A 24,687-nucleotide genomic window follows, 5' to 3' on the forward strand; every position below is an offset into this window, starting at 1 on the left:
CCCCGACCTGATCGCTTCGCTCGAACAAGGCAAAGAAGAGGTCGTCCGGATCCGCTTCGAGCCGCCGGCCGACGTGGCCGTGGGCGACTACGAGCCCAAGCTCAAGACCGAGTGCAGCGCCGACAACCGCAAGGTCGAGTCCGAGGACAAGATCGTCCGGGTCCACGTGGCCTCCAAGACCAACGTCCTGGGCATCGGCCTGCTGGTCCTGCTCCTGGTCGGGCTGCTGGTCGGAGTCGTGGTCTTCGGCATCAAGCTGACCCGGCGGTGAAGCCCGGCCCAAAGGAGAACGCCGTGTTCAAGACCATCGTCCGCAAGGAGCTGCTGGAGAACATCCTCAGCTACCGGTTCCCGATGTTCTTTCTGATCACCGCGGTCCTGATCCTCGTCTCGATCTATGTCCACAGCCTGGACTATGACAAGCAGGTTCGCGACTACAGCGAACAGGTCCGGCTGGCGCAGGAGGAGCTGGGTGCCTCCCGGATGTCGGACTTGTTCATGGGGCGGATCAAGGTCCGCGGCTTCCTTCCGCCCGTCCCGCTGTCCATCCTGGCCGCCGGATTCGAGACCTCCCTGCCGAGATACTACGACTTCGACCCCGAGGGGCCCAAGCCGGGACCTTCCTCGAGCGGCGAGGAATCCATCCTCTCGGTCTTTGGCCGGCTGGACTACCTCTTCATCATCCAGATGGTGGTCAGCCTGATCGTGCTCCTCTTCGCCTCGGACCTCATCGCCGGAGAAAAGGAGATGGGAACCTTGCGGGCGACCCTAGCCAACAGCGTGCCGCGCCACACGGTCCTGATGGGCAAGCTGACGGGCGGGTTCCTGACCGTCTGGCTCCCCTTCACCGTGGTCTTCGTCCTGGGCCTGATCGTGCTCGGCTTGCTGTCATTTCCCCTGACCTCCGGCGACTACCCGGCCCGCCTGCTGGCGGTCTTCCTGGCGACGACCGTCTTCCTGCTGGTCTATTACGCCTTGGGCCTGATGGTCTCGGCAAGCTCGGCCCGCTCCCGCACTTCGCTGGTGGCCGTTCTGCTCGTCTGGATCGTCTTCCAGCTCGTCTCGCCCCGCCTCAGCGACATGTTCGCGGCCGTCGTCCATCCGGCCCGGACCGAGACGGTCGTCTCGATGCAGAAGTCGCTGGCCGTGAAGACGATCGACCGGGAGAGGGCGATCGCCTTAGGGACCGAGTACGTGGCCCTGTTCGGGCCGCCGCCGGCGAACAACCAGCCGGCTCCGCCCCACCCCGAGGACAAGCAGAAGGAGTATGACGCCTTCCAGGCCGATTGGGACGCCCGCGTCCGCGACCTCAAGGCCTCCCAGCTGCGCGACATCGAGGTCGCCTTTCAGCGGGAGAAGAGCCGCCAGCGCCGGCTGGCCGCCGGCTTCTCGCTCCTCTCGCCCAGCGCCGCTTTCTCGCGGCTCGTCACCGACCTCTGCGGGACCGGCGAGCTCGACCGGGCGCGCTACGACCAGTCCGTCCTGGACCACCAGCGCTCCATGGACGCCGCCCTCTATCAGTACGTCCAGAAGCATACCCTGCTGTTTCCCACGGGCGGATCGAGCAGCTCGTCCAGCATCACCAAGATGGTCGAAATGAAGACGCTGCCGGCCTTCAACGTCCAGAAGGCCCGGCTCGGCGAGGCCTTGGCCGCCAACGCCGGCAGCCTGATCTCGCTGGCCTTCTGGCTGATCGCGCCTTTCGCCCTGGCCTATGTCCGCTTCCTGAAGTACGACGTAAGGTGATCCGATGCTCGGAACGCTGATCCGGAAGGAAATCCACGAAGCCCTGTTGAGCTTTCGCTTCCTATTCGGGGCCCTTCTCTGCCTGGTCTTGATCCCCCTGGGCGTCTTCGTCAGCAGCAAAGAATATGAGCAACGGCGCATTACCTATCAGGAGTCGGTCCGGCTTTATACGGAGCGCACCAGAGGAGAGGTGTCCACCGCCATGCAAGCCGAAGGCTTTCGGCCGCCGTCGGCATTGGGCGTGCTGTCGCTGGGCCTGGAAGCGTTTCTACCGAACAAAGTCACGACTTCCCCGGACGGCGACTTCCGAGTGGCCAAGGAGATGGAGACCGGAAACCCGGATTCGCTCCTCTTCGGCAAAGTCGATCTGCTGTTCAACATCGGCTTCGTCCTTTCGCTCCTCGGCTTGATCTTCACCTTCAACGCCATCTCCGGCGAGAAAGAGAGCTCCGCGCTCCGCTTGATCATGACCAATGCCGTGCCCCGCTGGCAGATCATCGCGGCGAAATTAATCGGCAACGGCTTCGTGCTGATCATGCCCTTCCTCGCATCCGTTCTGATCGGAGTCTTGATCTTGAGCCTGTCGGGAGCGGGAGCCGTCTTTTCCGGGCCGTTTCTGCCGTCGCTGGCCGTCGTGATCGCCGTCTCGCTGCTGTTCATCCTGGCCATGTGCAACCTCGGGCTGCTCATCTCGACGCTGACCCATCGGTCGATCACTTCGATGATTATCGCCTTTTTCGTCTGGACGGTGCTTGTCCTCTCCTGGCCCCGCATCAGCCCGATGATCGCCACGATGCTGGCGCCGGTGAAATCGCAACAAGTCCATCTGGCCGAGAAGACGATGGTCCGCCAGGCCGCCGAGCGAGATCTGGACAGCGCCAGGCGGACGCTGTTCGATCGCATTGTCGTGAACGAGCTTGGCCTGAGCCTGGACCGGCTCAAGACCGAATCATCGCCCCGGGCGGCCAAGGCCAAAGCCGCGTTCGGGGCCGCCCGGGAAGGGCTTGAGCGCGCGTCTCAAGAGCGTCTGAGGAGCCAACTCGACAAGCTCGACCGCGAATACATGAACCGGCAGAAAGCCCAGTCGACTCTGACCCGCAACATCTCCCGCCTTTCACCCGTGACGAGCTTCGCTTATATCGTCAGCGAGGTTTCCGGGACCGGGTCTCTGGAGATGGAGAACTTCTGGGAGAATAGTCGACGCTTCCAAGGCCAGGTCGCCGCTCGGCTCTACAGCCAACAGCGCCATGAATGGTACGGATCCGCGGCCGGGCCGGGGGCTTGGCGGGAAGACTACGATGCGCCCGGATTCGACGCCTCGAAGGAGCCTGTCCCGCAGATGATTTACCAGCCCGCGTCCTTGGACAAGGCCCTGCAGCGAGAATGGCCGGATATTCTGTTGCTCTGCCTTTTCAACCTCGTCTTTTTCGCCGCGGCGTATGTTTCGTTCTCCCGATATGACGTTCGATAATAAAGGAGGCTTTCCATGACGACGCCAATCCCCATTCTTAAGGCCGACGACCTGTCCAAGCGCTACGAGGACGGCGTCCTGGCCCTCGACCACCTGAACCTGACCGTCCGGGCGGGCGAGGTCTACTGTCTGCTGGGCGCCAACGGCGCCGGCAAGACGACCACGATCAACCTGTTCCTGGGGTTCATCCCGCCGACGACCGGGGTCTGCACCATCAACGGCATTGACGTCAACAAGGACCCCCTGGAGGCCAAAAAGCACGTCGCTTTCGTCTCCGAGAACGTCATGCTCTATGGCAACTTCACGGCCCGCCAGAACCTGGATTTCTTCGCCAAGCTGGGCGGCAAGCCCGACTCAAGGACGCCGCGGCCATTCTGCTGGACGAGCCGACCTCGGGCCTCGACCCCAAGGCGGCCGAGGAGTTCCAGGAGATCCTGCACGAGCTGAAGGCCGAGGGCAAGGCCATCCTGATGTCGACCCACGATATCTTCCGGGCCAAGGAGATCGGCGACCGGGTCGGGATCATGAAGGAGGGCCGCCTGGTCATGGAGCGGACCCGCGAGGAGCTCCAGGTCGAGGATCTGGTCAAGATCTACATCGACTACATGAAGTCCGAGCCGCTGACCGCCTGAGGCGGGCGCCCTCGCTCCCGCCCCGCCGCCGACGCCGCGCCCCGTTCCGGAGTCCGCCATGCTGAAAACCATTCTCCGCAAGGAGCTGCTGGAGAACATCCGCCGCTACCGCCGAGTAAAATTATGAGCGGCAAACGCGATCGCGATCACACGTTCCGGGCGATCTTCCGCAAGGAGCTTCTCGAAGGCTTCATCACGCGGCGGTTCCTCGCCGTGCTCATCCTGTGCCTGATCGTCTTTCCCGTGGGCAGCTATATGAGCCGGCGCGACTACCAGTCCCGCCTCCAGAATTTCCAGGAGGCGCAGCGCCTCTACGAGAGCGCGAAAAAGACGGTCGGCGACATCCTCTTCAAGCCGGGCGGGGCGAAGGCGTTGCGCGCGCCGTCCGGCCTCAGCTTCCTTTCGACCGGGCTCGAGATCGTTCTGCCCGACGCGGCCGAAACCGTGGCCAAGTTCAATTCGTCCGCCGCGGAGATGCGCCTGACCAACACCCAGGGCCTCGACAACCTCTACGGCTTCTTCCACGGGCCGCTCGACTTTTCTTTCCTCGTCACCGTCGTTATGACCTTCCTGGCCTTGGCCTTCTCCTACAACGCCGTCTCGGGCGAGAAGGAGAGCGGCACGCTGGGCCTGATGCTGTCGAACTCGGTCCTGCGCTCGCGAATCGTCACGGCCAAGGCCGCGGCCCAGTTCCTGATGCTGGCCGTGCCGTTCCTGGCCGGCGTGGCGCTGAGCCTGGCGCTCGCCCCGCCCCCGGCCGCGGCGGCCGGCGCGGCCTCGCCCTGGCCGGCCGTCCTGACCGCCGTGGCGTTCTCGCTGCTGACCATCGACGTCTTCTTCAACCTGGGACTGCTCGTCTCGAGCCTGACCCGCCAGGCGGTCACGTCGATTGTCGTCCTCCTCCTCGTCTGGACGGCGCTCTTCGCCGTCGTGCCGCGGCTCAGCGTCATCGCCACGCGCCTCCTCGCCCCGGCGCCGTCGGAACAGGCCTTCGGCCAGGAAAAGTTCCGCATCCGCCTGGCCAACGAGAAGGCCTGCGAGGCCGAGGTCGATGCGCTCATCAAGGCTAATCCCATCCCCCGGGACCGCGACACTATCGGCCTGGAATGGCAGAAATTGACCGCGGATTTCCGGGCCAAGCAGGACGCCATCCGGGCCAAGTACCAGAGCGACCTCGCGGCCGAGATCGGCAAGGCCCGCCAGGCGTACGAACGGAAGCGCGATGCCCAGATCAAGACGTCGATGCTGGTCTCCCGGATCTCCCCGGTCAGCTGCTTCGTCCGGCCCATGGCCGAGATCGCCGGCACGGGGTGGCTCGAATACAAGCGCTTCTCCGAGGCGGTGGACCGGTTCCTGGGCGCGCTGAACGACAAGGTCTACAGCAAGAACCAGTTCACTTCGATGGAGGGCGGCGGCGTAATCCGCTTCACCGGCAAGGACACCGACCCGGCGCCGCGGATGCCCGATGTCCGCATCCCGTTCGGCGACGTGGCACGCGACGTGCTGCCGGACTTCGTCCTGCTTCTCCTCTTCAACGCGCTCTTCTTCGCGGGGGCGTTCGTCGCCTTCCTACGATACGATCCCAGGTAGGGCCGAGGTGACACTATGAGACATACTCCCTTCGGCACCATCTTCCGGAAAGAGCTCCTCGAAAACATCCGCAACCAGCGCTTCCTTCTGGCGTTGGGTCTGTGCGTCATCTTGATCCCGCTCGGGTTCGCCGTCCAGTACACGGACTACGCGGCTAAGGATGCGGCCTACCGGGATGCGGTCCGGACCTTCGAGGAGGGCCACAAGATGCTGTCCGACTTCATGCAGAGCGCCTCGATGTTCCGGCCCCCGTCGCCTCTGACCCCGCTCTCGGCCGGGGTCGAAGCGCTGCTGCCGACGTCGATCGACACTGTCGGCTCCGTCGGCGGGAACGGGCCCACGCTCGGCTATGCCAACACGGGCGGCCTCGGCGATCCCTTCCGTTTTCTCTATGGCCCGCTCGATCTGGCCACGATCGCGGCGGTCGTCCTGTCGATCCTGGCCGTGCTCTTCACCTTCAACGGCGTGAGCGGCGAAAAGGAGCGCCGGACGCTGGCCCAGGTTTTTTCGAATTCCGTCCCGCGATCCACGCTCATCACGGCCAAGATGGGCGCGGCGTTCGTCCTGATCGCAGCCGCCTTCCTCGTCGGGCTGCTTCTCGGCGCACTGACCCTCGCCCTTCAGGGCTTCGAGGTCTGGGCCAAGACCGCCACCCTCGTTCCGTTCCTGATCGCGGCGGGGCTGTCGCTGGTATACATCTTCGTCATGGTCAATCTGGGGCTGCTCGTCTCGACGCGCTCCCGCAGCTCGCTCTCGGCCATTGTGACCCTGGTTATGGCTTGGGTCGCCTTGTTCATGCTGGTGCCCAAGGCCGCGATCATCGCCTCCAAGGTCGCCCGGCCGGTCAAGTCGCAGCAGGTCGTGGACCTCGAAAAGGGCCAGGCCCGCGCCCAGCTGGAGAAGGAGGGCGACGGCGAGATCGACAAGCTGCGCAAGACGATGCCCGGCATCAAGGACATGACTATAGACGCGTTCTTCAAAGCCCAGCGCGGCAAGAACCCGCTCATCGACGAGTACCAGAAGAAGCAGGACGAGATCCAGAGCTCATCCCGCGAGCGAATCGACGCGGAGATGGCCAAGCTCGACGCCTTCTACGGGACGCAGCGCGACGGCCAAACCCGGCTGGCGCGGAATTTATCGCGGCTGTCGCCGGTCAGCTGCTTCCTCCACGGCGTCACGGAGATCGCGGGCACCGGGCTGGCCGAGGTCGGCCGGCTGAAGGAGAACAAGAGGGCGTTCGCGATCCTTCTCGAGAACGAGATCAGCCGCAAGATGAAGATGCTCCGTTTCGGCAACTTGGACATGAGCGACTTCGACCGCGAGACGCCCGCGCCCAAGCTCGTCTATCGCGAGGGCACGCTGCGCGACGCGCTGCCGGGCGTCTGGCCGGACATGGCCCTGCTTGTGTTTTACGGCATCTTGTTCTTGGCCGGGGCCTACGTCTCGTTTCTGAAGTATGACCTGAGGTAAGAGAGGGCAAAAAGGAGACGGATCATGCTCGGCACCATCGTAAGAAAAGAGATCACCGCCAACCTGCTGAGCTATAAGTTCTTCATCGTCATCCTGCTGGCCTCGGTCCTGATCTTCACCTCGCTATTCGTCATGGGCCGCGACTACAAGGCCCGCCTGGCCGATTATCAGCTTAACCGGCCGGCGGCCGGCGATCCGACCGCCGTCAGGCCCCCGAATCCGCTCTCGATCCTGGCCAAGGGGCTGGACGAGTCCATCTCTCGCTCGATCGACATCGGAGCCACCGGCTTCAACGTCCGATCCGGCCAGAAATCCGGCAACGTCGTCTACGGGTTCTTCCCGGCCCCGGACTTCGTCTACATCGTCAAGCTGGTGATGTCGCTCGTCGCCCTGCTCTTCGGGTTCGACCAGATCAGCCGAGAGAAGGAGGACGGGACTCTCAAGCTGGCGCTGTCCAACGCCGTCTCCCGCTCCTCCCTTCTGGCCGGGAAATGGCTGGGGAATTTCCTCAGCCTGGCCGCCCCCTTCACCCTCGTCACCGGCCTTGGCGTCGCCCTGATCGGCCTGGACCCCGCGATCCGGTTTTCGGCCGGGCATCTCGGCCGCCTGGCCGGCCTCCTCGGCTTGAGCCTTATCTACATCGCCCTGTTCCTGAGCCTGGGGTTCCTCGTCTCCGCTCTGACCCAACGCTCGGCCTCATCCCTGGTCGTCCTCCTCCTCCTCTGGGCAGGACTGGTCTTCGTCCTGCCCAACCTGGGGACGCTCGTAGCGCGCCAGATCGTCCAGATGCCATCGACCAAGGCCTTGAGCGAGAAGCGCCAGCAGATCTGGACGAGCGAAATCCTGAAGACTTATACCCAGACGGGCGGGTGGAATCAGGAGACCTGGGATGAACGGATCCTCAGCATGAATCGGGAGTTCGACCGCCTGGAGGAGGATTACGGCCGCCAAGCCGCGCGCCTGGTGCGGTTGAGCCAGACGATCAACCGCCTCTCGCCGGCCGCCGGCTTCGTCTACGCCGCGACGGACATCGCCGGCACGGGGATCGACGAAGATACCCGGGTCAAGGAAGACGTTGTCCGCTACAAAAACCAGATCATCGACGACATCATCCGGAAAAAACGGCCGTTCCCGGCCTTCTCCTACCGCCCCCGCTCGGTGGGACAGGCCCTGGCCGAGGGCGGACTGATCGACATCGCCTGGCTTGTGGCAGCTGCCGTCATCGCGTTTGGCGCCGCCGCCGTTGCGTTGCGTCGCTACGACGTCCGATAAGAAGGAAAAGCCATGTTCGCGACCATCGTCCGCAAGGAAATCCACAACCACATCCTGTCGTTCCGTTTTTTGGTCACGGCGCTTCTTCTCCTCATCGTCATCCCGGCGACGGTCCTCGTTCTAACCAACGACTACGTCCGGCAGCTGGACGATTATTCCCGCCGCCAGGTCGAGATCGAGCATTACCTTCAGCGCTACGCCCACTTCAACAGGCTCGGGAACATCATCACGCCCACCCAGCCGCCCGTCCCGTTCATGACCATGGTCCGGGGGCTGTCGGCCGACGTCGATATGAGCTCCTTCCGCAATGATCCCCTCCCGATCGTCTTCCCCTTTCTCGATCTGACGTTCATCGTGGCTATTCTTTTCAGCCTGGCCGCTCTCGTCTTCAGCTACGATTCCGTCTCCGGGGAGAGGGAGGACGGGACGTTGAAGCTGATGCTGGCCAACGGCGTACCGCGGGCCAAGATTCTGCTCGGCAAAATCGTCGGCAGCACGGCCACCCTTTTAATCCCCTTCCTGATATCGACGATCGCCGGCCTGTTCATCGTCCTCCTCAACCCGCGGGTCGGCTGGAAGGGGGCGGATTTCGGCGCCTTGGCCGTGCTCCTCGTCGGGGTCCTCCTCTACATCGGCTTGTTCGTTACGCTCGGCACCCTGATCTCCGCCCGGCACCGCTCGAGCGCGGCCTCGATCATGACCTCGCTTTTCGTCTGGGTCCTCATGGTCCTCGTCATCCCCAACTTGAGCCCCTATGCCGCTTCGTTTTTCCGGCCCGCCCCATCCCGCCTCAAGATCGAACGGGAGGTCTTCCGGCTGACGCAGGATGAACGAGACGTGCTCGGCCGCCAGTTGGCCAAGGCCAAGACCGACGTCGTGCTCAAGGGGCGCCCCCTCCTCTCCGGAGTGGAACGGATGTCGGAAAAAGACGTCGCGGACGCGATCCGCAAGGATCCCGAGTTCGCCGCGGCCTATAGCCTTTACCGGAAGGCGAGCCAAGAAGGCTGGGACGAGGCCAACGCCAGGCAGTCCGCCAAGGCGGAGGTCCTTCAAAAAGAGCTCGATCGCCGGGAAAAGGCCCAAACCAAGCTCGCGGTGGAGCTGTCCATGGCTTCCCCCCTGGCCGATTTTACTTATCTGGCCACCGATCTCTCCAATACCGGCATGAGGAACCAGCGCCGATTCGATACGCTCCGGCAGGGCTGGTGGCGGATCTACGGGGACTATCAGGATCGACGCCTGGAAGAGCTGAAAAAAGCGAATCCGACCGCGGATGCATGGAATATCGCCGCCGATGTCCGCGACATGCCGCGCTTCCGTTACACGGAAGAATCGCTGGCGGCCCGGCTCAAGGGCATTTTGGCTCCACTGGCCGTGCTGATGATCATGACCGTGGGGCTTTTTATCGGCGCGTTCGTCTCGTTCATCCGTTACGACGCACGCTGACGCGGATCACTTATTATCGGCCGCGTCTAGGGCTACGGCCTCTTTGATCAACGCGGCGATCGGGAGCTTCTTGATCGCAGCCGCCTCATAGATCTCGAAATGACGCTCAGCCGTCCTGCTCGTCCATATACTGGATGTAGAGCGCGGTCAGATCCTCGCCTTCGAGCTCCGCTTTGGTCTTGAGCATGACCAGCTTGCCCCGCCTCATGAATCCGACCCGGTCGGCGATCAGCTTGGCCCGGAAAATGTCGTGGGTGGACATGAAGATCGACTTGCCCTGGTTCCGCATCTGAACCAGGAGGTTCAGGAACTCCTGCCCCGACTTGGGATCGAGGCCCGAGGTCGGCTCGTCCAGCAGGATGTTGGGCGAATCCTTGAGCAGGGCGATGGCCAGCCCCAGCTTCTGCCGCATGCCCTTGGAGTAGTTCCGGGTCCGGGCGTTGAAGGCTTCCTCCTGCAAACCCACGCTCGTGAGGACGCGGGCGAAGTCGGCCTTGGTCAGGTTGCGCTTCCCGGCCAGCTTGCAGAAGTAATCCAGGTTCTGATAGGCGGTGAAGTTGCCATAGAGCATGACGTTTTCCGAAACGAAGGACAGATAATCCTTGGACCGGAGCGGTTCCTTGGCCACATCGATGCCCTCGACCAGAGCCTGGCCCTCGGTCGCCGGCAGGAACCCCAGCAGGATGTTGATGGTCGTCGTTTTGCCGGCTCCGTTGGCCCCGAACATGCAGAAGATCTCGCCCGGCTCGACCTTCAGGGTCAGATGATCCACGGCCAGCTGGCCGTCCTCGTAGCGCTTGGTCAGGTTGATGGTTTCCAGCATGGGATGCCTCTCAGCGCACGTCGTATTTGAGGAACGAGACGTAGGCCCCGACAAAGAAGATCAGGATGAGCCCGATCATGACCAGGAAGTCCGGCAGGGTCCGGGCCAGCGATTTGCCCAGCGTCTCCGGCTCGAACCTGTGCTGGGGCATGTCCGAGAGCAAGACCTTGCCGGTCATCTCGCCCGTCTGGAAATTGATGGCCTGCATCATCTTGGGGTTGATCCACTTGGTAAAAATCGGCTTGTAGGCCCGAACCGAGGCCACGAACCGATCGTGCTCCTCGAGCCCCGTGCGGGCCAGGCTCATCGAGGAAAACATCAGGGCCGAGGCCGGCGAGATGCGGGACAGATTCACGGCCAGCCTCTCCTGGGCCCGTTTGCGCATCTGGTAGTCGCGCTCCAGAGCGGCGTTGTTGGCATCGATCTTGCCGGTCAGCTCATTCTGGAGGTCCTCGATGTATTTCTTGAACTTCTCCTGGAAGACCTTGGGGTCCTCGCCGGGCTTGGTTTGGTTCTGCTTCATCCAATCCATGACGACCTTCTGGCTCCCCCCCTGGATTTGCTGCAGGTAAGCGTCCTTCTTGGCCGTGATCTCGTGGACCGAGGGGATGGGCCTGATCTGAGAGGCGGCCAGGACCGAGACCTTGGGGATGATGGTGACGAAGATGACCCAGATAAAGAGCAGGATGAGAAAGCTGGTGGCGCTTTTACTGGTCCGGGCCGAGACGAACAGCCCCAGGGTGAAGAAGACCGAGAGGTATAGAAAGAATATCAGGAACATCAGCAGCAGCCGGATCCAGTCCTCCCCGGCCATGGAGATATTGGGATAAACCAGCATGATGAGGAGGCTCAAGATAAGCGGGATGATCAGCGGAATGAGCAGGCTGATGTAGCCGCCGATGAACTTGCCCATGATCAAGCGGTCGCGAGGGACCCGGTTGGACAGCGTCAGCTTAAGCGTGCCCCGCTCCTTCTCGCCGACAATGGCATCGTAAGTGAAGAGGATGGCGAAAAGGCTCAGGACGATCTTGACGATGAAAGACAGGTCGAGGGCCCCAAAGATCGAGAAGACCGGGTTGCTCTCGTACTTGCTGTCCACCATATTGGGATCATAGGCCACGTTGACCGTGGCCACCCGCCCGACCGCCTCGCTGACGCCGCTGGCGATGGTGCTCAAAACCTGAGGCGGCCGGTTGATCTTCGTCCCCAGCCCGGCCAGGGCCTGGTAGCTGGGCTGGCTCTCCAGGTTCTTTTTGTTCAAGCCGACGGCCGCGTCGTATTCCTTCTTCTCGGCCTGGAAGTTGCTGATCCCGGTGTAGACGGACAGCAGGATCAGGACGGTGCAAAGGAGAAAGGTGAAGACGAACTTGGGGCTGGTGATCGTCTCCATGATCTCTTTCTTGATGATGTCTCTAAGCATGGCGGCCCTCCCGTCGAGAATGGAACCATTATGACCCCGGCGGGACCGCCGGCGCAAGCCGCGTCCCCCGAGGCTTTATCTTTCTATCCTACGGAATTCCGGCCTAATGGTTTGTCATCGCGAGGATGACGAAACAGCGATGTGGGGATCTGCTCGCGAAAGAGGTCCCCAGGCCTTCGCTTCGCGGGCGCTCGGGATGACATCGGCCGGCCGTTCAGGGGGCGCGGACGGCAAGGGGGCGGACGCGGGAGGCCAGCTTGAGGGTGATCTTCGATTCGTAGTCGACGCCGTCGAAATCCTTGGACCGAAACGTCAGGACCAAGTCCTGCACGGTCTCGACTTTGGGCGGCGGAAGGTCCTTGCGGCCCCGCTTTTTGACCAAGTCCTTGAGCAGGGAGTACAGGAAACTGACCGCGTTCAGGATATTGAAAGAGTTGGCCGGGTTCGGCTTGTCCCGATTGAGCATGTAATCGGGCTTGAAACCGAAGGGATTCTGGTTCGGCCTGATCCCCAACTGCAGGGGGACGGTCCGGATCGTCTTGCGGCTTTCCAGGACGGGCTCACCCCCGATGTAGACGATGAGGGTATATTCCAAGGGCCGGGCCGATTGCCCCGGAGGGGCCGCAACCGGCTGGGCCCGCGAGGAAGAGACCTCGATGTCGAGGTCGATCGCCCGGGTCAGGATCAAGCCTTCCGACTTGATCTCGAGCCCATAGGTATGGCGGCCCGACGCCAGGAACAGGGCGTTGGCGTCCAGGGCGATGATGTTGAATCCGGGGTTGAAGAGGCCGGCTTTGATGACGCTGCCGTTCTCGGAAAATTTATAATAGCCGGGGTTGGCCATCTCGATGACCAGGGGCAGGATGCCCTCAGGCATGATGACGTCGTCTCCCACGCCTTTGATCAGCGAAATGCCCATGATCCAGGGATACTTGACGCGCCAGCTGTTGATGAACCCAATGACTTCGGACTGGGCGATCAGATCGAGAAAGACGAACCCGGAGTCGGCCGCCCGGTAAGTGTCGAAGTACTCGACGATCCAGCGCGTCTCGGCGTTGAGGTCGCCCGTCCGGGAGGCGCAGTAGGCCAGCAAGGCGGCGGCATCGGCCTTTTCGGGTCCGGGAAAGCCGTCGATCCCCGCAGCCAGCATCTGGGCCGCCGTCCGATAGTTCTTCTCCTTGCCGATCAGCTTGGCCGCATCCTCCTTCCACTGGGCGGAGAGCGCCGGGTGGAGGGCCGCCAAGGCGGCCACGGCCAGCAGGACCCGCTTAACCGCCGTAACGGAAGACAAAATAGACCTCGAGGCTGGATTGGGGATAAGACGCGGGCAGGGCGGGAAACGGCCCGGATGCCAGAATGGCCCGCAGCGCGGCCTGGTCGAGGATCTCGACCTTGGTCGGCGCGTCCAGCTCGGCGCTCAAGACCTGGCCGTTCTTGGCCACCAGGACGCGGACGCCGGTCTCACCGAGCCAGCCGGATCCGGCGGAGAGAGGCAGGGCCCAGTTCTTCTGGATCTTGTTCAGGACGATCTCGGCCCACGGCTTGAAATCGATTCCGGGGAGCTTGACGACGACGGCGTCGCGGCCGGTCTGCCGCTTGGCCCGGGGGACCGCCTGTCCGACAACGGGGCCTCCCCCGCCGCCCCCTCCGGGGCCTTCACCGCGTCCGCTGGTCTTGTTCAGATCGACTTTCGAATAGTCCCGATACAGGCCGGGCGGCACAAGACTGTCCTCGATCGAGGCGGCCGACTTGGACAGGCTGATCTTGGCGTCGGCGGAGGGGTAGGCGAGCTTGAATCCGTCGCGGCCGCCGCCCGCGCCTGAACGGGCCTCACCGCCGGGCCCGGCGCCTGAAGGCTCTCCGGAGCCGACGGCGGGATTGGCGGCCGCCGTTTTGCTTCCGGTCTGGCGGGCGCCCGCGGCGGGCGGAGCGGCGGTCCGATCCGGCTGAACACCCGGGCCGATCGTGGCCGCGATCGCTTCCGATCCCGGTCGGCCGGCCGTCGGACGCGGCGAGGATCTTAGGGCCAAGGGGTAGCGAAAGATCTCCCGCGGGGCCAGGAAAGCGTCCCGGGCTTTATCGGCATAAGTGAAGATTTTGTAGTAGCCGCGGACATTGAAGGCTGCGAAGATCAGCACGGCATGGGCGAGGACCGAGAGAAAAAAGAGCGCCGCGCGCCGGACGCGTCCGGCCTGGTCCAATGGCTGGCTCGGCTCGAAAATGGGTCGATCTCCGTGGCAATGAAGCCGATATTGTAGCACAATCGAACGGTCCCCGGGACCGCTCGTAGTCCCGTCCCGCTCGGCCCTCGCCTCGGACGAGGAAAAAGCGATACGGGATAGGCGGGCCATCCGGACGCGCAATTCCGGCTTCAAGAAATAGAACGCGTAATAACCGTTTTCGTTGCGCCGGGGGTAATCCCGCCTCCCGACTTTGACGCGGCCTCCGACCTGCGGTACACTGCCGCGTCGCTCATCGCAGATCCGCGAACGTATGGCGAGGAGAAGTTGACGGGAAGCCAAATATATCATACTATTTCTATCGGAAAGGAGTTTATCAAGATGAAACGCATCGGAATCGTCATCCTGGCCGGGCTCGCCGTCCTGGCCCCCGCCTTCGGAGGCGTCGTCAAAACCCAGAAAAGCACCCTGGCCTTCAAGAGCCTGGGCTCGTGGACGGCCGTGACCACGGACCGCCTGACCGCGGACCGCAAGCTGTCCGAGACCGAGAGCGAATTCAAGGGCAAGGGCCTGCTGGGCAGCCTGGCCGGCAAGACCGTCTTCCGCTCGGGCAAGACCGGCGAGCTCGTCGACCTGGCCGCCAAGACCATCACCACGATCGACCACAAGCGCAAGGAATACACCGTGGCCTCGATCGAGAAGTTCGCCCAGGACCGCCAGGCCGCCCTGGCCGACGCCGGGCAGAAGCCCGCCGACAAGGGCCAGACGGAGTCCGACATCCGCATCGTCAAGAGCGAGTTCAAGGTCACGGACAGCGGCGAAACTAAAGCCGTCAACGGCTTCGACTGCCGCAAGTTCGAAGTCCGCTGGATCGTGGACTGGGAGAACGTCAAGACGGGCGAGAAGGGCACCGACAAGCTCGAGACGGACGTTTGGGCCACCCCCGAAACCGCGGCCCTGAAAAGCGCCCAGGCCGAGGAGATGGCCTTCGGCAAGGCCTATCTGAAGGCCATGGGCCTGGATGCCGACAAGCTCCAGCGCGACATCCTGGGCACGGAGTGGATCGGGATCATGACCAGCCTCGATCCCATGAGCGGCGGCTCAAAGATGAAGCTCGAGCCGGGTGTGGTAGCCCGCGAAATGGCCAAGATCAAGGGCTATCCCATCGTCATCGACGGCAAGTACTCCCCCGCCCCCAAGGCCAAGCCGGCCGAGGAGAAAGAGGAAAGCGTCAGCAGCGTCGGCGGCGCCCTGGGCAAGCTGGGCAAAGGCCTGCTGAAGAAGAAGCCCGATCCGGCCGAAGAGAACGCCCCGGCCTTGGCGTTCAAGACCGAAGTCGTGTCGCTCGAAGCGGCCGCGGTCGAGGCCGAGTCGCTGCAGGTTCCGGCCAACTACAAGAACAAGACCAAGTAAGCGGCGCGGACGTCATTCCAAGGGCCGGTCGGAAGACCGGCCCTTTTTTTGTTCACCTCCCATCTTCGGGAAACGCGGCTAGGGATATCGGCCCGGCGGCTTCGGCCTCTTCTCGCCTTTTCCCACAGCTCTCTTCGGCGCCTCGGAACTGCGCATTCCAGACCGCCCGGTCCTGGAGATCACCCACTCCCATTCGATTCCGTCAGATGGTAGCGTGCTCAAACAGCCCTCGGCGGCCGTTGGCTTCCCTCAGAGAGCTATGGAAAAAGGCGCCGGCCTCGCAATTTCGCCGTTAGCCGATACCCCTAGCCGCGTTCATTTCCCGAAGTTGGGAGATTATCCTTAGGACGGGATCAGGGCCCGAATTTATTGAACCAGGCGATCTCCTCCAGCGGCTTGCGCACGCGGTCTTTGGCCGGCCGGCTGGCGGGGTAGCCCAGCGCGAACAGCGACACGATTTTGTATTTGCGGGGGATGCGGAATTCTTTGCGGGCCGCCCGCATGTTGAACCAGCCGATCCAGCACGTCCCCAGCCCCAGTTCTTCGGCCTGCAGGACGAAATGCTCACCGGCGATGCCGAGGTCGAGCATGAAGAACGGCACGCCCTGAATCTGTTTGCCGAGGCGGTTGGCCAGGATGTCGAGCTTGGCCAGGACCAGGACCAAGACCGGGGCCTGGGCGGCGAACTGGGTCATCCGATAGATCCCGGAGAAGGCCGCCTTGGCCAGTCGATCCTTGGCCTCGGAGTCATCGACGACCAGGAATCGCCAAGTCTGGGCATTCTCGGCCGAAGGCGCCACCCGGGCCGCTTCCAGACAAGACAAGATTTTCTCCTTCTCGACCGGCGTCGGCAGGAAGCGGCGGATGCTCCGCCGTTGTTCGATCAGGGCTTGGAAGGGGGTCTTTTCGGACATGATCGGGTCTCCAGTCCCGCCCTCCCCCATGGGAGAGCGGCTTGAGATATATATACCAAGCCGCCCCGAACGCCAACCCTCCCTAAGTCCGCCGTCGGAAAGGCCCCCGGCCAGGACGCCATTGTCGGAATCGGGCAGGCTGTGCTATGATTCTCAGTAGAACCCTGACAGGGTCATTTCCGTATGGAAGAGAGAGGAGGATATCTCATGAAAAAAATCGCTGTTTGGACTCTCGTCCTGGCCGTCGGGCTCCTGGCCTTCGCCGCCTGCAACAAGGGCGGCGCACCGGGCGCTTCCAAATCCCAGGATATGTTGGCCTTCATGCCCAAGAACGTCGCGGGCGTCCTGTTCATCGACGTCAACCGGGCCATGAACACCGAATTCGTCACCAAGACCCTGGCCGACCCCAAGAACGCCGCGGGCCTACAGGACTTCATCAAGAAGTCCGGGCTCGACCCGCAGAAGGACATCTCCTATGTGGCGCTGGGCATGACCGGCAGCCTCTCGGGCACTCCGTCCGGGTTCGCCATCATCAACCTCAAGTATGACAAGGCCGCGCTTCTGGCCAAGATGAAGGAGAACGAGGCCAAGTTCATCGAGGGCGAATACGAGGGCATCGCCACCATTCAGCCGATCGAGGAACCCAAGGTCGAAGAGGCCAAGGGAGAAAAGGCCGAGGCCGCCGAAGGCAAGGACGTCGAGCCTAAAGCCGAAGAGAAGACCCCTGAGACGCCCGAGAAGCCCGAAAAGCCGATGTTGGGCGCCTTCCTGGACGCCTCCAACATCGCCGTCGGCCCGGTCGACGACGTCAAGTCCGTCATCGACGTGTTGAAGAAGAAGGGCCCCTCGGCCAAGGACAACGTCGAGCTGGCGGCTCTGATCAAGGACGTCAACAAGACCGCCATCGCCTGGGGTGTTGTCTCCTTCAACCCCGAGGACATCAAGAAGATGATCGAATCGACGCCCATGCTCAGCTCGCTGGCGTCTCTCAAGGCCGTCACCATGCATTTCGACTACGCCAACAAAACCCTGGACATGGCCATCCGGGCCGTCACGGCCGATGCCGGCAAGAACAAGGAAATCGCCGATATGCTGAACGGCTTCAAGTCCATGGGCGCCCTAGCCGCCGGGGAGAAGCCCGAGATCGGAGAGCTCCTGAACAAGATCGAGATCACCTCCGGCACGGACAACGTCACCATCAAGGCCCTCCTGCCCGAGGAGCTCCTGACCAAGCTGAGCAAGACGGTCGAGTCCGAGCTCAAGAACAAGGTGGGAGCCGAGGTCAAGACCGACGAAAAGCCGGCCGAAGAGAAGAAGGCCGAAGAGATCAAGAAGTAAGCCGGACCGCCGGCGCGATCGTATTCACCGGCCCTAGGTCCATCCGCCCGGATGGGCCTAGGGCTTTTTTGTTTACCGGACGATCTCCATCCCCTCCCGCGTGATCCGGATGGTGGAAGGTTCCAAATTAAGGAAGCCCTTCAGGCTCTCGCTCGCCGCGTCCTTGATCACGGCGGCCGCCTTGGCGTCCCCGCCCTCGGCGGCCTGGCGGTAGGCGACGGCGAAATAGGTTCCCAGCCCGATCATCAGCTCATAGAATTTCTGCTTGTCGGGGTCGGCGATGGACCGAAACGGGGGCGTATCCAGAGTGTGTTGGAGCGTCCGCCCAATCGCCTCTAGACCGTCGCCGTCGGGCTCGTCGCCGTCGTGGATGACGTAGTATCCGACGCCGATAAAATAGGCGATGGCGCCGGCCACGTCGTTGATCAGCCCGGACGAAGCCGCTTCCTTCTCGTAGCCCTCGAGGCCGGCTTCAAAGACTTCGGTCAGTGCCTTTTTCTGCTCGGCGGTCGTACCCAGGCTTCCGGCCAAAGCGGGCAGGAGCAGACGCGACCGGGCCGGCTTGAATCGCGTCGCCGCCGGAGCGGCCATGGCAGGGGTCTCCGCCGCCTTTCCTTCTTTCCCAGCCAGGAGCGCTTCCATCGTCTCGGTCGACAGCCGTTCGAGCTGGGCGTCCGAATACCCCTTCTTCTTCAACAGGGCTTTGTAGGTCTGGCGGGCATTCATCTTGTCCCAGAACATCTGGTTACAGGAAGCCGAGACCGGGTTGTTGAACGTGTAGCCATAGGAATTGGCATATTGGCCGCGGGCCGGCGCCAGAGCGGCTAACAATAAAAGGGGGATCAGGAAGCGTCGGGCGATGGACATGGCTCTCTCCTCGGCGGGAAGGCTGCGTCGCGGCGATGGTATCCGCCGCTCAACGGGCTGTCAAGGACGGCGGGCTATTCCTCGAAGAGGTATTCGCGCCGGGTGAAGAGGGAGGCGGCCAAGGCTAGGGCGGCGGCCGCGATGAGGAGAAGCGTCAGGACGGAAACGACGACGGAAGTCGGCTCGAGGCGGACGAAGAGGAAGGACAGGACCCCGCCCGGGCCGGAAGTCTCGGGCTTAAGGATGGACTTGAGGTAGTGCATCACGGTCAGCTTCTGAGTCGAACCGGGGAAGTATTGGACGATCGTCTCCCAGCCGAAGCAGAAGAAGAGACCGAACAGGACGGACTTTTTGAGGGCCGCTCCGGCCAGCGTGAAGAGCGCGGTGTAGACGAGAAGGCCCAGCAGAAGGACGGCCAGTGTCTCGGCCAGGACACCCCAGGCGGCCGGATCGCCCAGGCGGTCCGAGGCGAGGATGAGGAACGAGAGAAGGACGCCCGCACCGACCAGGATGGCGGACCAAGCGGCATAGGCTGCGTACTTGCCCAGGATGATGGCGGTCTTGGAAATCGGCCGAGTCGTCAGGTAGGTCAGGGTCTTCCCCTCCACCTCCTCCGAGCAAATCGAGGTTCCGTAGAACAGGGCCAGCACGAGAACCAGGAACTGCAGGTAGAAGGCCAGGATGACGTTGGAGAAGATCCGCACGCCGTCCGGGCCGGAGCCGGCCGCGGCCCAGCGCTGGATCTGAATGGCCAAGGCGGCCAAGACGGGCAGAGCGCCCAGGACCGCCATCAGCCGGGTGCGGCGGGCTTTGCGGCCGGCGAACCAGAAGAACGAGAAGACGGAGCGCGAGGCGGCGAAGGTCCTCATTTTCCCACCAGATAATCGAAGACGGCTTGCAGGTTGTCGTCGGGCGAGGTAATCTCGCGGATGTCCAGGCCGTTCTCCACCGCCAGCGCCGGCAGACGGGCGAACAGTCGGTCCCGGTCGCGGGTCTCTACAATGACGGTGTCGTCGCCCTCGAAGCGGAAGTCGACCAGCGAAGCCTCTCCCACCAGCCGGACGGCGAGGTCGCGCGGCCGGTCGCACTTGACGGCCACGATATGGGGATGCTTGTCGATCAGGTCGCGCATGGCATGGATGTCGCCCTGGGCCAGGATCTTGCCTTGGTGGATGAGGATGATCTCGCGGGTCAGTGCCTCGATCTCGGGCAGGACATGGGAGCTGACAAGAACGGTCCGGCCCTGATCGCGCATCTCCTTGATCAGCCGGATGATCTTGCGCTTGCCGAGGGGGTCGAGCCCGTTGAGGGGCTCGTCCAGGACCAGAATCTCGGGGTCGTGGGCCGTGGCCTGGGCCAGCTTGACCCGCTGGCGCATGCCCCGGCTGTAGCCCCGGATCAGACGGTCCTTGTCCTTGCTCAGGTCGACGAAGGCCAGGGCCTTCTCGGCCCGCGCCTCGGCTTCGGTTCGGCCGTAGCCGTTGAGGCGGAGGAGGCGCGACAGGAACTCCCAGCCGGTCAGGTCCTCGTAGAAGGCGTCCTGTTCGGGACAGAACCCGAAGCGGGAGAACAGGGCCGTATTGTTCCAGACCGGGCGGCCGTCGATCAGGATGCGGCCCAGGCTGGGCTTGAGCTGGCCGGTCAGCAGCTTCATGAAGGTCGACTTACCGGCCCCGTTGGGGCCCAGCAGGCCGACGATGCCCGGCTGGATCTCCAGGCTGACGTCGGACAGGCCGAGGACGTTGCCGTACCACTTGCCCAGCCCCTCGGCCCGGATAAGAGTGGTCATCGGATCACCTCGACGCTCCGGACGCGGCGGACAAGGAGCAGAGCGGCCCCCACGGAAAGGGCGGCCAGGATGAGCGCGGACACGATCCATGAGGCGTCATACGGCAGCGGAGCCCGGAAGATCGCCGCTCCGACCTGCTGCAGGTTGGCTTTGATGGATAGCCAGCAGAACTCCGGCCGGTGGAAGCTTCCGGAGAAGACGCCAAAAAAGACGTCCGAGAAGATGTAAATCAGGAAGAGCATTATCGAGGTGAAGCGCCGGTTCTTGCCTAGCGAGGAGACGGCCAGGGTGAACAGGGTGAAGAACACGGTCAGGACGAGGGAGTAGGCCGCGACCGCCAGCGGCAGCCAGGGGTACTGGCCCAGGAAGCGCAGGCTTCCGGAGAAGATCAGCTTAAGGATGATGAATAGGGTGCCCGGGACCAGGGTCATGAGCAGGAGGAAGAATGAGGTCACCCCCGCCTTGCCCAGCAGGTAGTCGCGTTTGCGGATGGGCCGGGCGAAATAGAGCTGCAGGCTATTGGACCGCAGGTCGTCGGCGATGAGCCCCGCCCCCGCCAAGACCATCAGCATGAGCATCATGAAGAGCAGAAAGTCGGAGGTGAAGTAGGTCCGGAAGTAGGCTGGATCGACGGCCAGCAGCTGACGGCGCCCGCCCATGGTGACCTTGAAGTTATTGATCGTCTCCGCCAAGTAGACGCCGATCGAGAAGACAACTGCCGGCATGAGCGAGACGCCGAAGGCGAACTTGAAGTTCTTCCGCTTGAATGCCAGGCGCAGGCCGAGCCGAGTGATGGCCCGCCAGGGACGATGGGTTTCCGTCGGGCGGCCCTGCCAGTGGAGATATCCCTGTTCGGCGATCGGCATCAGTCGGCTCCCACCGTGCGCGCGAAAAGGTCCTCGAGCGAGGTCCGGCTCTGAACGAAGTGGCGGACTTGAACGCCGGTCGCGGCGGCCGCCCGGAAGACGCCGAGGCGACCGACGTCGGGCGGAACAAAAAGCTTAAACAGCCCGTCTTCGGTCTCTTCGACCCGGCAGCGCGCGTCTCGCAACGCGGCCAGGAAGGGCTCGGCCTCGCCTTTGAGCCGCAGCTCGAACAGGCTGTAATCAACCTGTTGGAGGACCTCCAGCTCGCCCTGGGCGGCCACCCGCCCTTTATTCAGGATGACGACGGTGCTGCACGTCGCCTCGATGTCGGAGAGGATATGGGACGAAATGAGAACGTTGATATCTTTCTTGGAGGAGATGTCTTTGATCAGGGCCAGGATCTCGTCCCGGCCGCGGGGATCCAGGTTGGAGGTCGGCTCATCCAGGAAGAGGAGCCGCGGGTCGTGGACCAAGGCTTGGGCCAGCTTGATGCGCTGTTTCATCCCGGCCGAATAGGTTTCCAGCAGCCGGTAGCGGGCTTCGCCCAACCCGACGTAAAAAAGAACGTCGTGGGCCCGCTTCATGGCTTCACCGCGGGGCATGCCGGACAGCTCCCCGAAATAGGCGGTGAAAGACACCGCGTCGAGGCCGGGGATGAGGCAATCGTCCTCGGGCATATAGCCGACCAGCCGGCGGATGGCGAAGGGGTCGCGCCGGATGTCATGCCCGAGAACCCGGCCTTCGCCTTTGTCCGGAACCAGGAAACCCAGGAGGACGCGGAGGAGCGTGCTTTTCCCCGCCCCATTAGGTCCGAGCAAGCCGCAGGCCCCGCCACCGATCGTGAGGTCCACCCCATCCAGGGCCTGCACGGCCCCGTAGCGGAAGCGGATTCCTTTTAGCTCGATGTTTGTTTCGGCGGTCGCGGTCACTGGGATGATCCTCGTTCGTCATCCTAATCTACGTTTTTTCCCGGCCGGAGTTCAATCGAGAAATAAAATCGAGCGTTTTCCCCATCTCCGGGGGATGGTCAAGCGTCACGGTATCCGGCCAACGGCGAAACCGCGCGGGTTTAGCGTTTTTTGCGAACCTCTTCGAGGGAACCTGGCTTTGCAGGCGCCGAGGGATGTTTGAGCACGTGAGGATCATCGGGAACGAGGTGGGAGAACCGCTATATTTTGTCCCGGGCCGGGGCTGGCATATAATCGGGTTCCGGACTTCGAACATCGGGAGGCTCCCATGAGACATCGCGCCGCCATCCTCGCCCTCGGCCTTTTCCTGGCCGCATCTCTGGCCTCGGCCCAGGCCGGCAAGCCGCTCGGTTTCGATGACTTCATCAAGATCCAGCGGGTGACCGATCCCCAGCCCTCGCCGGACGGCAAGTGGATCGCCTTCGTCGTCACCGTCATGGACAAGGAGGCCAACCGGAGCAACAGCGACGTCTGGATCGTCCCGACGGCGGGCGGCGAGCCGCGCCGGCTGACCGCAGCCCCCGGCGCCGACAATAGCCCGCGCTGGTCGCCGGACGGCAAATCCATCGCCTTCGTCTCCACGAGGTCCGGCGCCCCCCAGATCTGGAGGATCAATATGGAAGGCGGCGAAGCCTGGCAGGTCACAACCCTTTCGACCGGGGCGACTGGAATTCTCTGGTCCCCGGACGGCAAGAGCCTGGCCTTCACCTCTTCGGTCTACCCCGAAGCCAAGGACGACGAGGCCAACAAGAAGCTGGCCGACGCGGCCGAGAAGAGCAAGGTCAAGGGCCGCGTGTTTGAAACCCTCTTCTTCCGCTACTGGAACGCCTGGCGGGACGGGACGCGGAATCACGTCTTCGTGACGCCCACCGCGGGCGGCAAGGCCGTGGACGTAACCCCGGGCGACTTCGACGCGCCGCCGATGGACTTGGGCGGGCACCTCGACTACGCCTTTTCCCCCGACAGCAAGGAGGTCGCCTTCGTCCGCAACGTCGACCCCGATCTCAACAAGGGCATCGGCACCAACAACGATGTCTTCATCACCCCGGCCGCCGGCGGGACGATCACGGCCGTCACGACCAGCAAGGCCAACGACAACCAGCCCAGCTATTCCCCCGACGGCAAGTATCTCGCCTACAAGGCCATGGCCCGGCCCGGATATGAATCGGACAAGCTGGACCTGATGCTCTATGACCGCGCGATGAAGAAAGCGGTTAATCTGACCCAGAAGATCGATGTCTCGGTGGACGAGACATTCTGGGCGGCCGACGGGTCGGCCGTCTATTTCAACACCGACGAGAAAGGCCGCAACGCGCTTTATCGAGTCGCCGCCCCGGCCGGAACGATCGAGCGGGTCATGGGCGGCCGGACGTTCTCCGGAGTAAACCTTCTGCCCGACGGCAAGACATTCATCATGCTCGACCAGGCCATGAACCGGCCGGCCGACGTCTGGGCCTACGACGCGGCGGCCAAGTCGTCGCGACGGATCACGGACGTGAACAAGGCCTTGTTGGCCGGCCTGGAGATGAACCCGGCCGAGGAGTTCTGGTTCGAGGGCGCGGGCAAGGACCAAGTCCACGGCTTTCTGGTCAAGCCGCCCGCGTTCGACGCCGAGAAGAAATATCCCCTGGTCATGCTCATCCACGGCGGTCCGCACGGCCCCTGGAAGGACGAGTTCCACTACCGCTGGAACACCCAGATGTACGCGGCCCGCGGCTGGGTTGTGGCCGAGATCAACTTCCACGCCTCGGGCGGCTACGGCCAGGCCTTTTCCGACGCCATCGTCGGCGACTGGGGCGGCAAGCCTTACTCGGACATTATTATTGGATTGGGATACCTGCACGGCCGCTATCCATTCATCGATATGGACCGCAACGCCGCGGCCGGCGCCTCCTACGGCGGCTACCTGATCAATTGGATTCTGGGCCATACGGACATCTTCAAGTGTCTGATCTCGCACGACGGCGTTTTCGACCTGCGCTCGATGTGGGGCTCGACCGAGGAGCTGTGGTTCCCGGAATGGGAGCAGAAAGGCACGCCCTGGACCAACCCGGAACAGTACACCAAGTGGTCGCCCAGCTATTACGTCAAGAATTTCAAGACGCCGACCCTGGTCATCCACAGCCAGAACGACCTGCGGGTGCCGCTGGAGCAGGGCCTCCAGCTTTTCACCTCGCTGCAGCGGATGAACGTCCCCTCGAAATTCCTCTACTTCCCGGACGAGGACCACTTCGTCAGCAAACCCCAGAACGCCGAGCTGTGGTGGAAGACCAAGCTGGACTGGCTGGCGGCCTGGCTGAAGTGAGCGGGGGCTGCGGCGACTCGATCGTTCTGCGCAATCAGGGGACCTACACCTTCCCGGTCATCAACGTAAAGGCGGCCCATGCGGGCGCCTTCGCCATCCAGGTGAACATCGTCGGCCCGAACAACCGTGTCCTGGCCTCGAAATGGACGGATTTTTCGGTTGTGAATTAAGGGCCGG

21 protein-coding genes and 1 pseudogene are annotated in these 24,687 nt (G+C 63.1%); 12 read left to right on the forward strand and 10 right to left on the reverse strand.

Going from position 1 to position 24,687, the window contains the following annotated elements:
* The 8 genes and pseudogenes from NTZ26_07175 to NTZ26_07210 form a co-directional block, all read left to right on the forward strand.
* Positions 1-271, forward strand: a 271-nt coding sequence (locus tag NTZ26_07175) for a hypothetical protein (GenBank protein ID MCX6560281.1), incomplete at its 5' end; no start/stop codon positions are given.
* Between the two features lie 23 nt (positions 272-294).
* Entirely contained in the window at positions 295-1,746 is a 1,452-nt protein-coding gene (locus tag NTZ26_07180; GenBank protein ID MCX6560282.1) for an ABC transporter permease subunit, read from the forward strand.
* A 4-nt stretch (positions 1,747-1,750) separates the two neighbouring features.
* Positions 1,751-3,217, forward strand: coding sequence for an ABC transporter permease subunit (locus tag NTZ26_07185; GenBank protein ID MCX6560283.1), 1,467 nt, complete (start codon positions 1,751-1,753; stop codon positions 3,215-3,217).
* A gap of 33 nt (positions 3,218-3,250) precedes the next feature.
* A pseudogene (locus NTZ26_07190) lies at positions 3,251-3,849 on the forward strand (ATP-binding cassette domain-containing protein).
* 123 nt (positions 3,850-3,972) lie between these two features.
* The gene (locus NTZ26_07195) at positions 3,973-5,439 is read left to right on the forward strand and encodes an ABC transporter permease subunit (GenBank protein ID MCX6560284.1); all 1,467 of its coding nucleotides are present in this window, start codon (positions 3,973-3,975) and stop codon (positions 5,437-5,439) included.
* Between the two features lie 15 nt (positions 5,440-5,454).
* The gene (locus NTZ26_07200; GenBank protein ID MCX6560285.1) at positions 5,455-6,909 is read left to right on the forward strand and encodes an ABC transporter permease; all 1,455 of its coding nucleotides are present in this window, start codon (positions 5,455-5,457) and stop codon (positions 6,907-6,909) included.
* A 24-nt stretch (positions 6,910-6,933) separates the two neighbouring features.
* Positions 6,934-8,181, forward strand: a complete 1,248-nt coding sequence (locus NTZ26_07205; GenBank protein MCX6560286.1) for an ABC transporter permease subunit — start codon at positions 6,934-6,936, stop codon at positions 8,179-8,181.
* A gap of 12 nt (positions 8,182-8,193) precedes the next feature.
* Positions 8,194-9,627 carry an ABC transporter permease gene (locus tag NTZ26_07210; protein MCX6560287.1) on the forward strand — a complete coding sequence of 478 codons (1,434 nt, stop codon included), beginning with the start codon at positions 8,194-8,196 and terminating at the stop codon, positions 9,625-9,627.
* A gap of 106 nt (positions 9,628-9,733) precedes the next feature.
* Here the strand turns inward: NTZ26_07210 and NTZ26_07215 are convergent, their stop codons facing one another.
* The 4 genes from NTZ26_07215 to NTZ26_07230 all read right to left on the reverse strand — a co-directional run bounded on the left by NTZ26_07215 (position 9,734) and on the right by NTZ26_07230 (position 14,071).
* Positions 9,734-10,450 (reverse strand): ABC transporter ATP-binding protein, encoded by a 717-nt coding sequence (locus NTZ26_07215; protein MCX6560288.1) that lies wholly within the window; start codon positions 10,448-10,450, stop codon positions 9,734-9,736.
* 10 nt (positions 10,451-10,460) lie between these two features.
* Positions 10,461-11,870, reverse strand: a complete 1,410-nt coding sequence (locus NTZ26_07220; protein ID MCX6560289.1) for an ABC transporter permease subunit — start codon at positions 11,868-11,870, stop codon at positions 10,461-10,463.
* Between the two features lie 214 nt (positions 11,871-12,084).
* Positions 12,085-13,161 carry a hypothetical protein gene (locus NTZ26_07225; protein ID MCX6560290.1) on the reverse strand — a complete coding sequence of 359 codons (1,077 nt, stop codon included), beginning with the start codon at positions 13,159-13,161 and terminating at the stop codon, positions 12,085-12,087.
* Positions 13,139-14,071 (reverse strand): TonB C-terminal domain-containing protein, encoded by a 933-nt coding sequence (locus tag NTZ26_07230; protein ID MCX6560291.1) that lies wholly within the window; start codon positions 14,069-14,071, stop codon positions 13,139-13,141. Before NTZ26_07230 ends, NTZ26_07225 begins: the two co-directional genes overlap by 23 nt.
* Before the next feature lie 360 nt (positions 14,072-14,431).
* Here NTZ26_07230 and NTZ26_07235 point away from each other — a divergent pair, with 360 nt between their 5' ends.
* A complete protein-coding gene (locus tag NTZ26_07235; GenBank protein ID MCX6560292.1) occupies positions 14,432-15,463 on the forward strand; it encodes a hypothetical protein in 1,032 nt (343 codons plus the stop codon).
* 353 nt (positions 15,464-15,816) lie between these two features.
* On the opposite strand, the gene NTZ26_07240 is transcribed toward NTZ26_07235, so the two are convergent.
* The gene (locus tag NTZ26_07240) at positions 15,817-16,377 is read right to left on the reverse strand and encodes a nitroreductase family protein (GenBank protein MCX6560293.1); all 561 of its coding nucleotides are present in this window, start codon (positions 16,375-16,377) and stop codon (positions 15,817-15,819) included.
* Between the two features lie 207 nt (positions 16,378-16,584).
* Here NTZ26_07240 and NTZ26_07245 point away from each other — a divergent pair, with 207 nt between their 5' ends.
* Positions 16,585-17,715 (forward strand): hypothetical protein, encoded by a 1,131-nt coding sequence (locus NTZ26_07245; protein MCX6560294.1) that lies wholly within the window; start codon positions 16,585-16,587, stop codon positions 17,713-17,715.
* 72 nt (positions 17,716-17,787) lie between these two features.
* Here NTZ26_07245 and NTZ26_07250 read toward each other — a convergent pair whose 3' ends face one another.
* From NTZ26_07250 to NTZ26_07270, 5 genes are all read right to left on the reverse strand, one after another.
* Entirely contained in the window at positions 17,788-18,582 is a 795-nt protein-coding gene (locus NTZ26_07250) for a hypothetical protein (GenBank protein ID MCX6560295.1), read from the reverse strand.
* Between the two features lie 74 nt (positions 18,583-18,656).
* Positions 18,657-19,451 carry an ABC transporter permease gene (locus NTZ26_07255; GenBank protein ID MCX6560296.1) on the reverse strand — a complete coding sequence of 265 codons (795 nt, stop codon included), beginning with the start codon at positions 19,449-19,451 and terminating at the stop codon, positions 18,657-18,659.
* Entirely contained in the window at positions 19,448-20,371 is a 924-nt protein-coding gene (locus NTZ26_07260; GenBank protein MCX6560297.1) for an ABC transporter ATP-binding protein, read from the reverse strand. Before NTZ26_07260 ends, NTZ26_07255 begins: the two co-directional genes overlap by 4 nt.
* Positions 20,368-21,237, reverse strand: a complete 870-nt coding sequence (locus NTZ26_07265; protein MCX6560298.1) for an ABC transporter permease subunit — start codon at positions 21,235-21,237, stop codon at positions 20,368-20,370. The genes NTZ26_07260 and NTZ26_07265 overlap by 4 nt, the downstream gene beginning before the upstream one ends.
* Positions 21,237-22,166: an ABC transporter ATP-binding protein gene (locus NTZ26_07270; protein ID MCX6560299.1), complete on the reverse strand. Its 930-nt coding sequence runs from the start codon at positions 22,164-22,166 to the stop codon at positions 21,237-21,239. Before NTZ26_07270 ends, NTZ26_07265 begins: the two co-directional genes overlap by 1 nt.
* Positions 22,167-22,473: 307 nt before the next feature.
* On the opposite strand from NTZ26_07270, the gene NTZ26_07275 reads away from it, so the two are divergent.
* Both NTZ26_07275 and NTZ26_07280 read left to right on the forward strand, forming a co-directional pair.
* Positions 22,474-24,510, forward strand: coding sequence for a S9 family peptidase (locus NTZ26_07275; protein ID MCX6560300.1), 2,037 nt, complete (start codon positions 22,474-22,476; stop codon positions 24,508-24,510).
* Positions 24,468-24,680, forward strand: coding sequence for a hypothetical protein (locus tag NTZ26_07280; protein ID MCX6560301.1), 213 nt, complete (start codon positions 24,468-24,470; stop codon positions 24,678-24,680). Before NTZ26_07275 ends, NTZ26_07280 begins: the two co-directional genes overlap by 43 nt.
* The last annotated feature ends 7 nt before the right edge of the window (positions 24,681-24,687 follow it).

Source organism: Candidatus Aminicenantes bacterium (assembly GCA_026393855.1).
Taxonomy (GTDB): domain Bacteria; phylum Acidobacteriota; class Aminicenantia; order Aminicenantales; family UBA4085; genus UBA4085.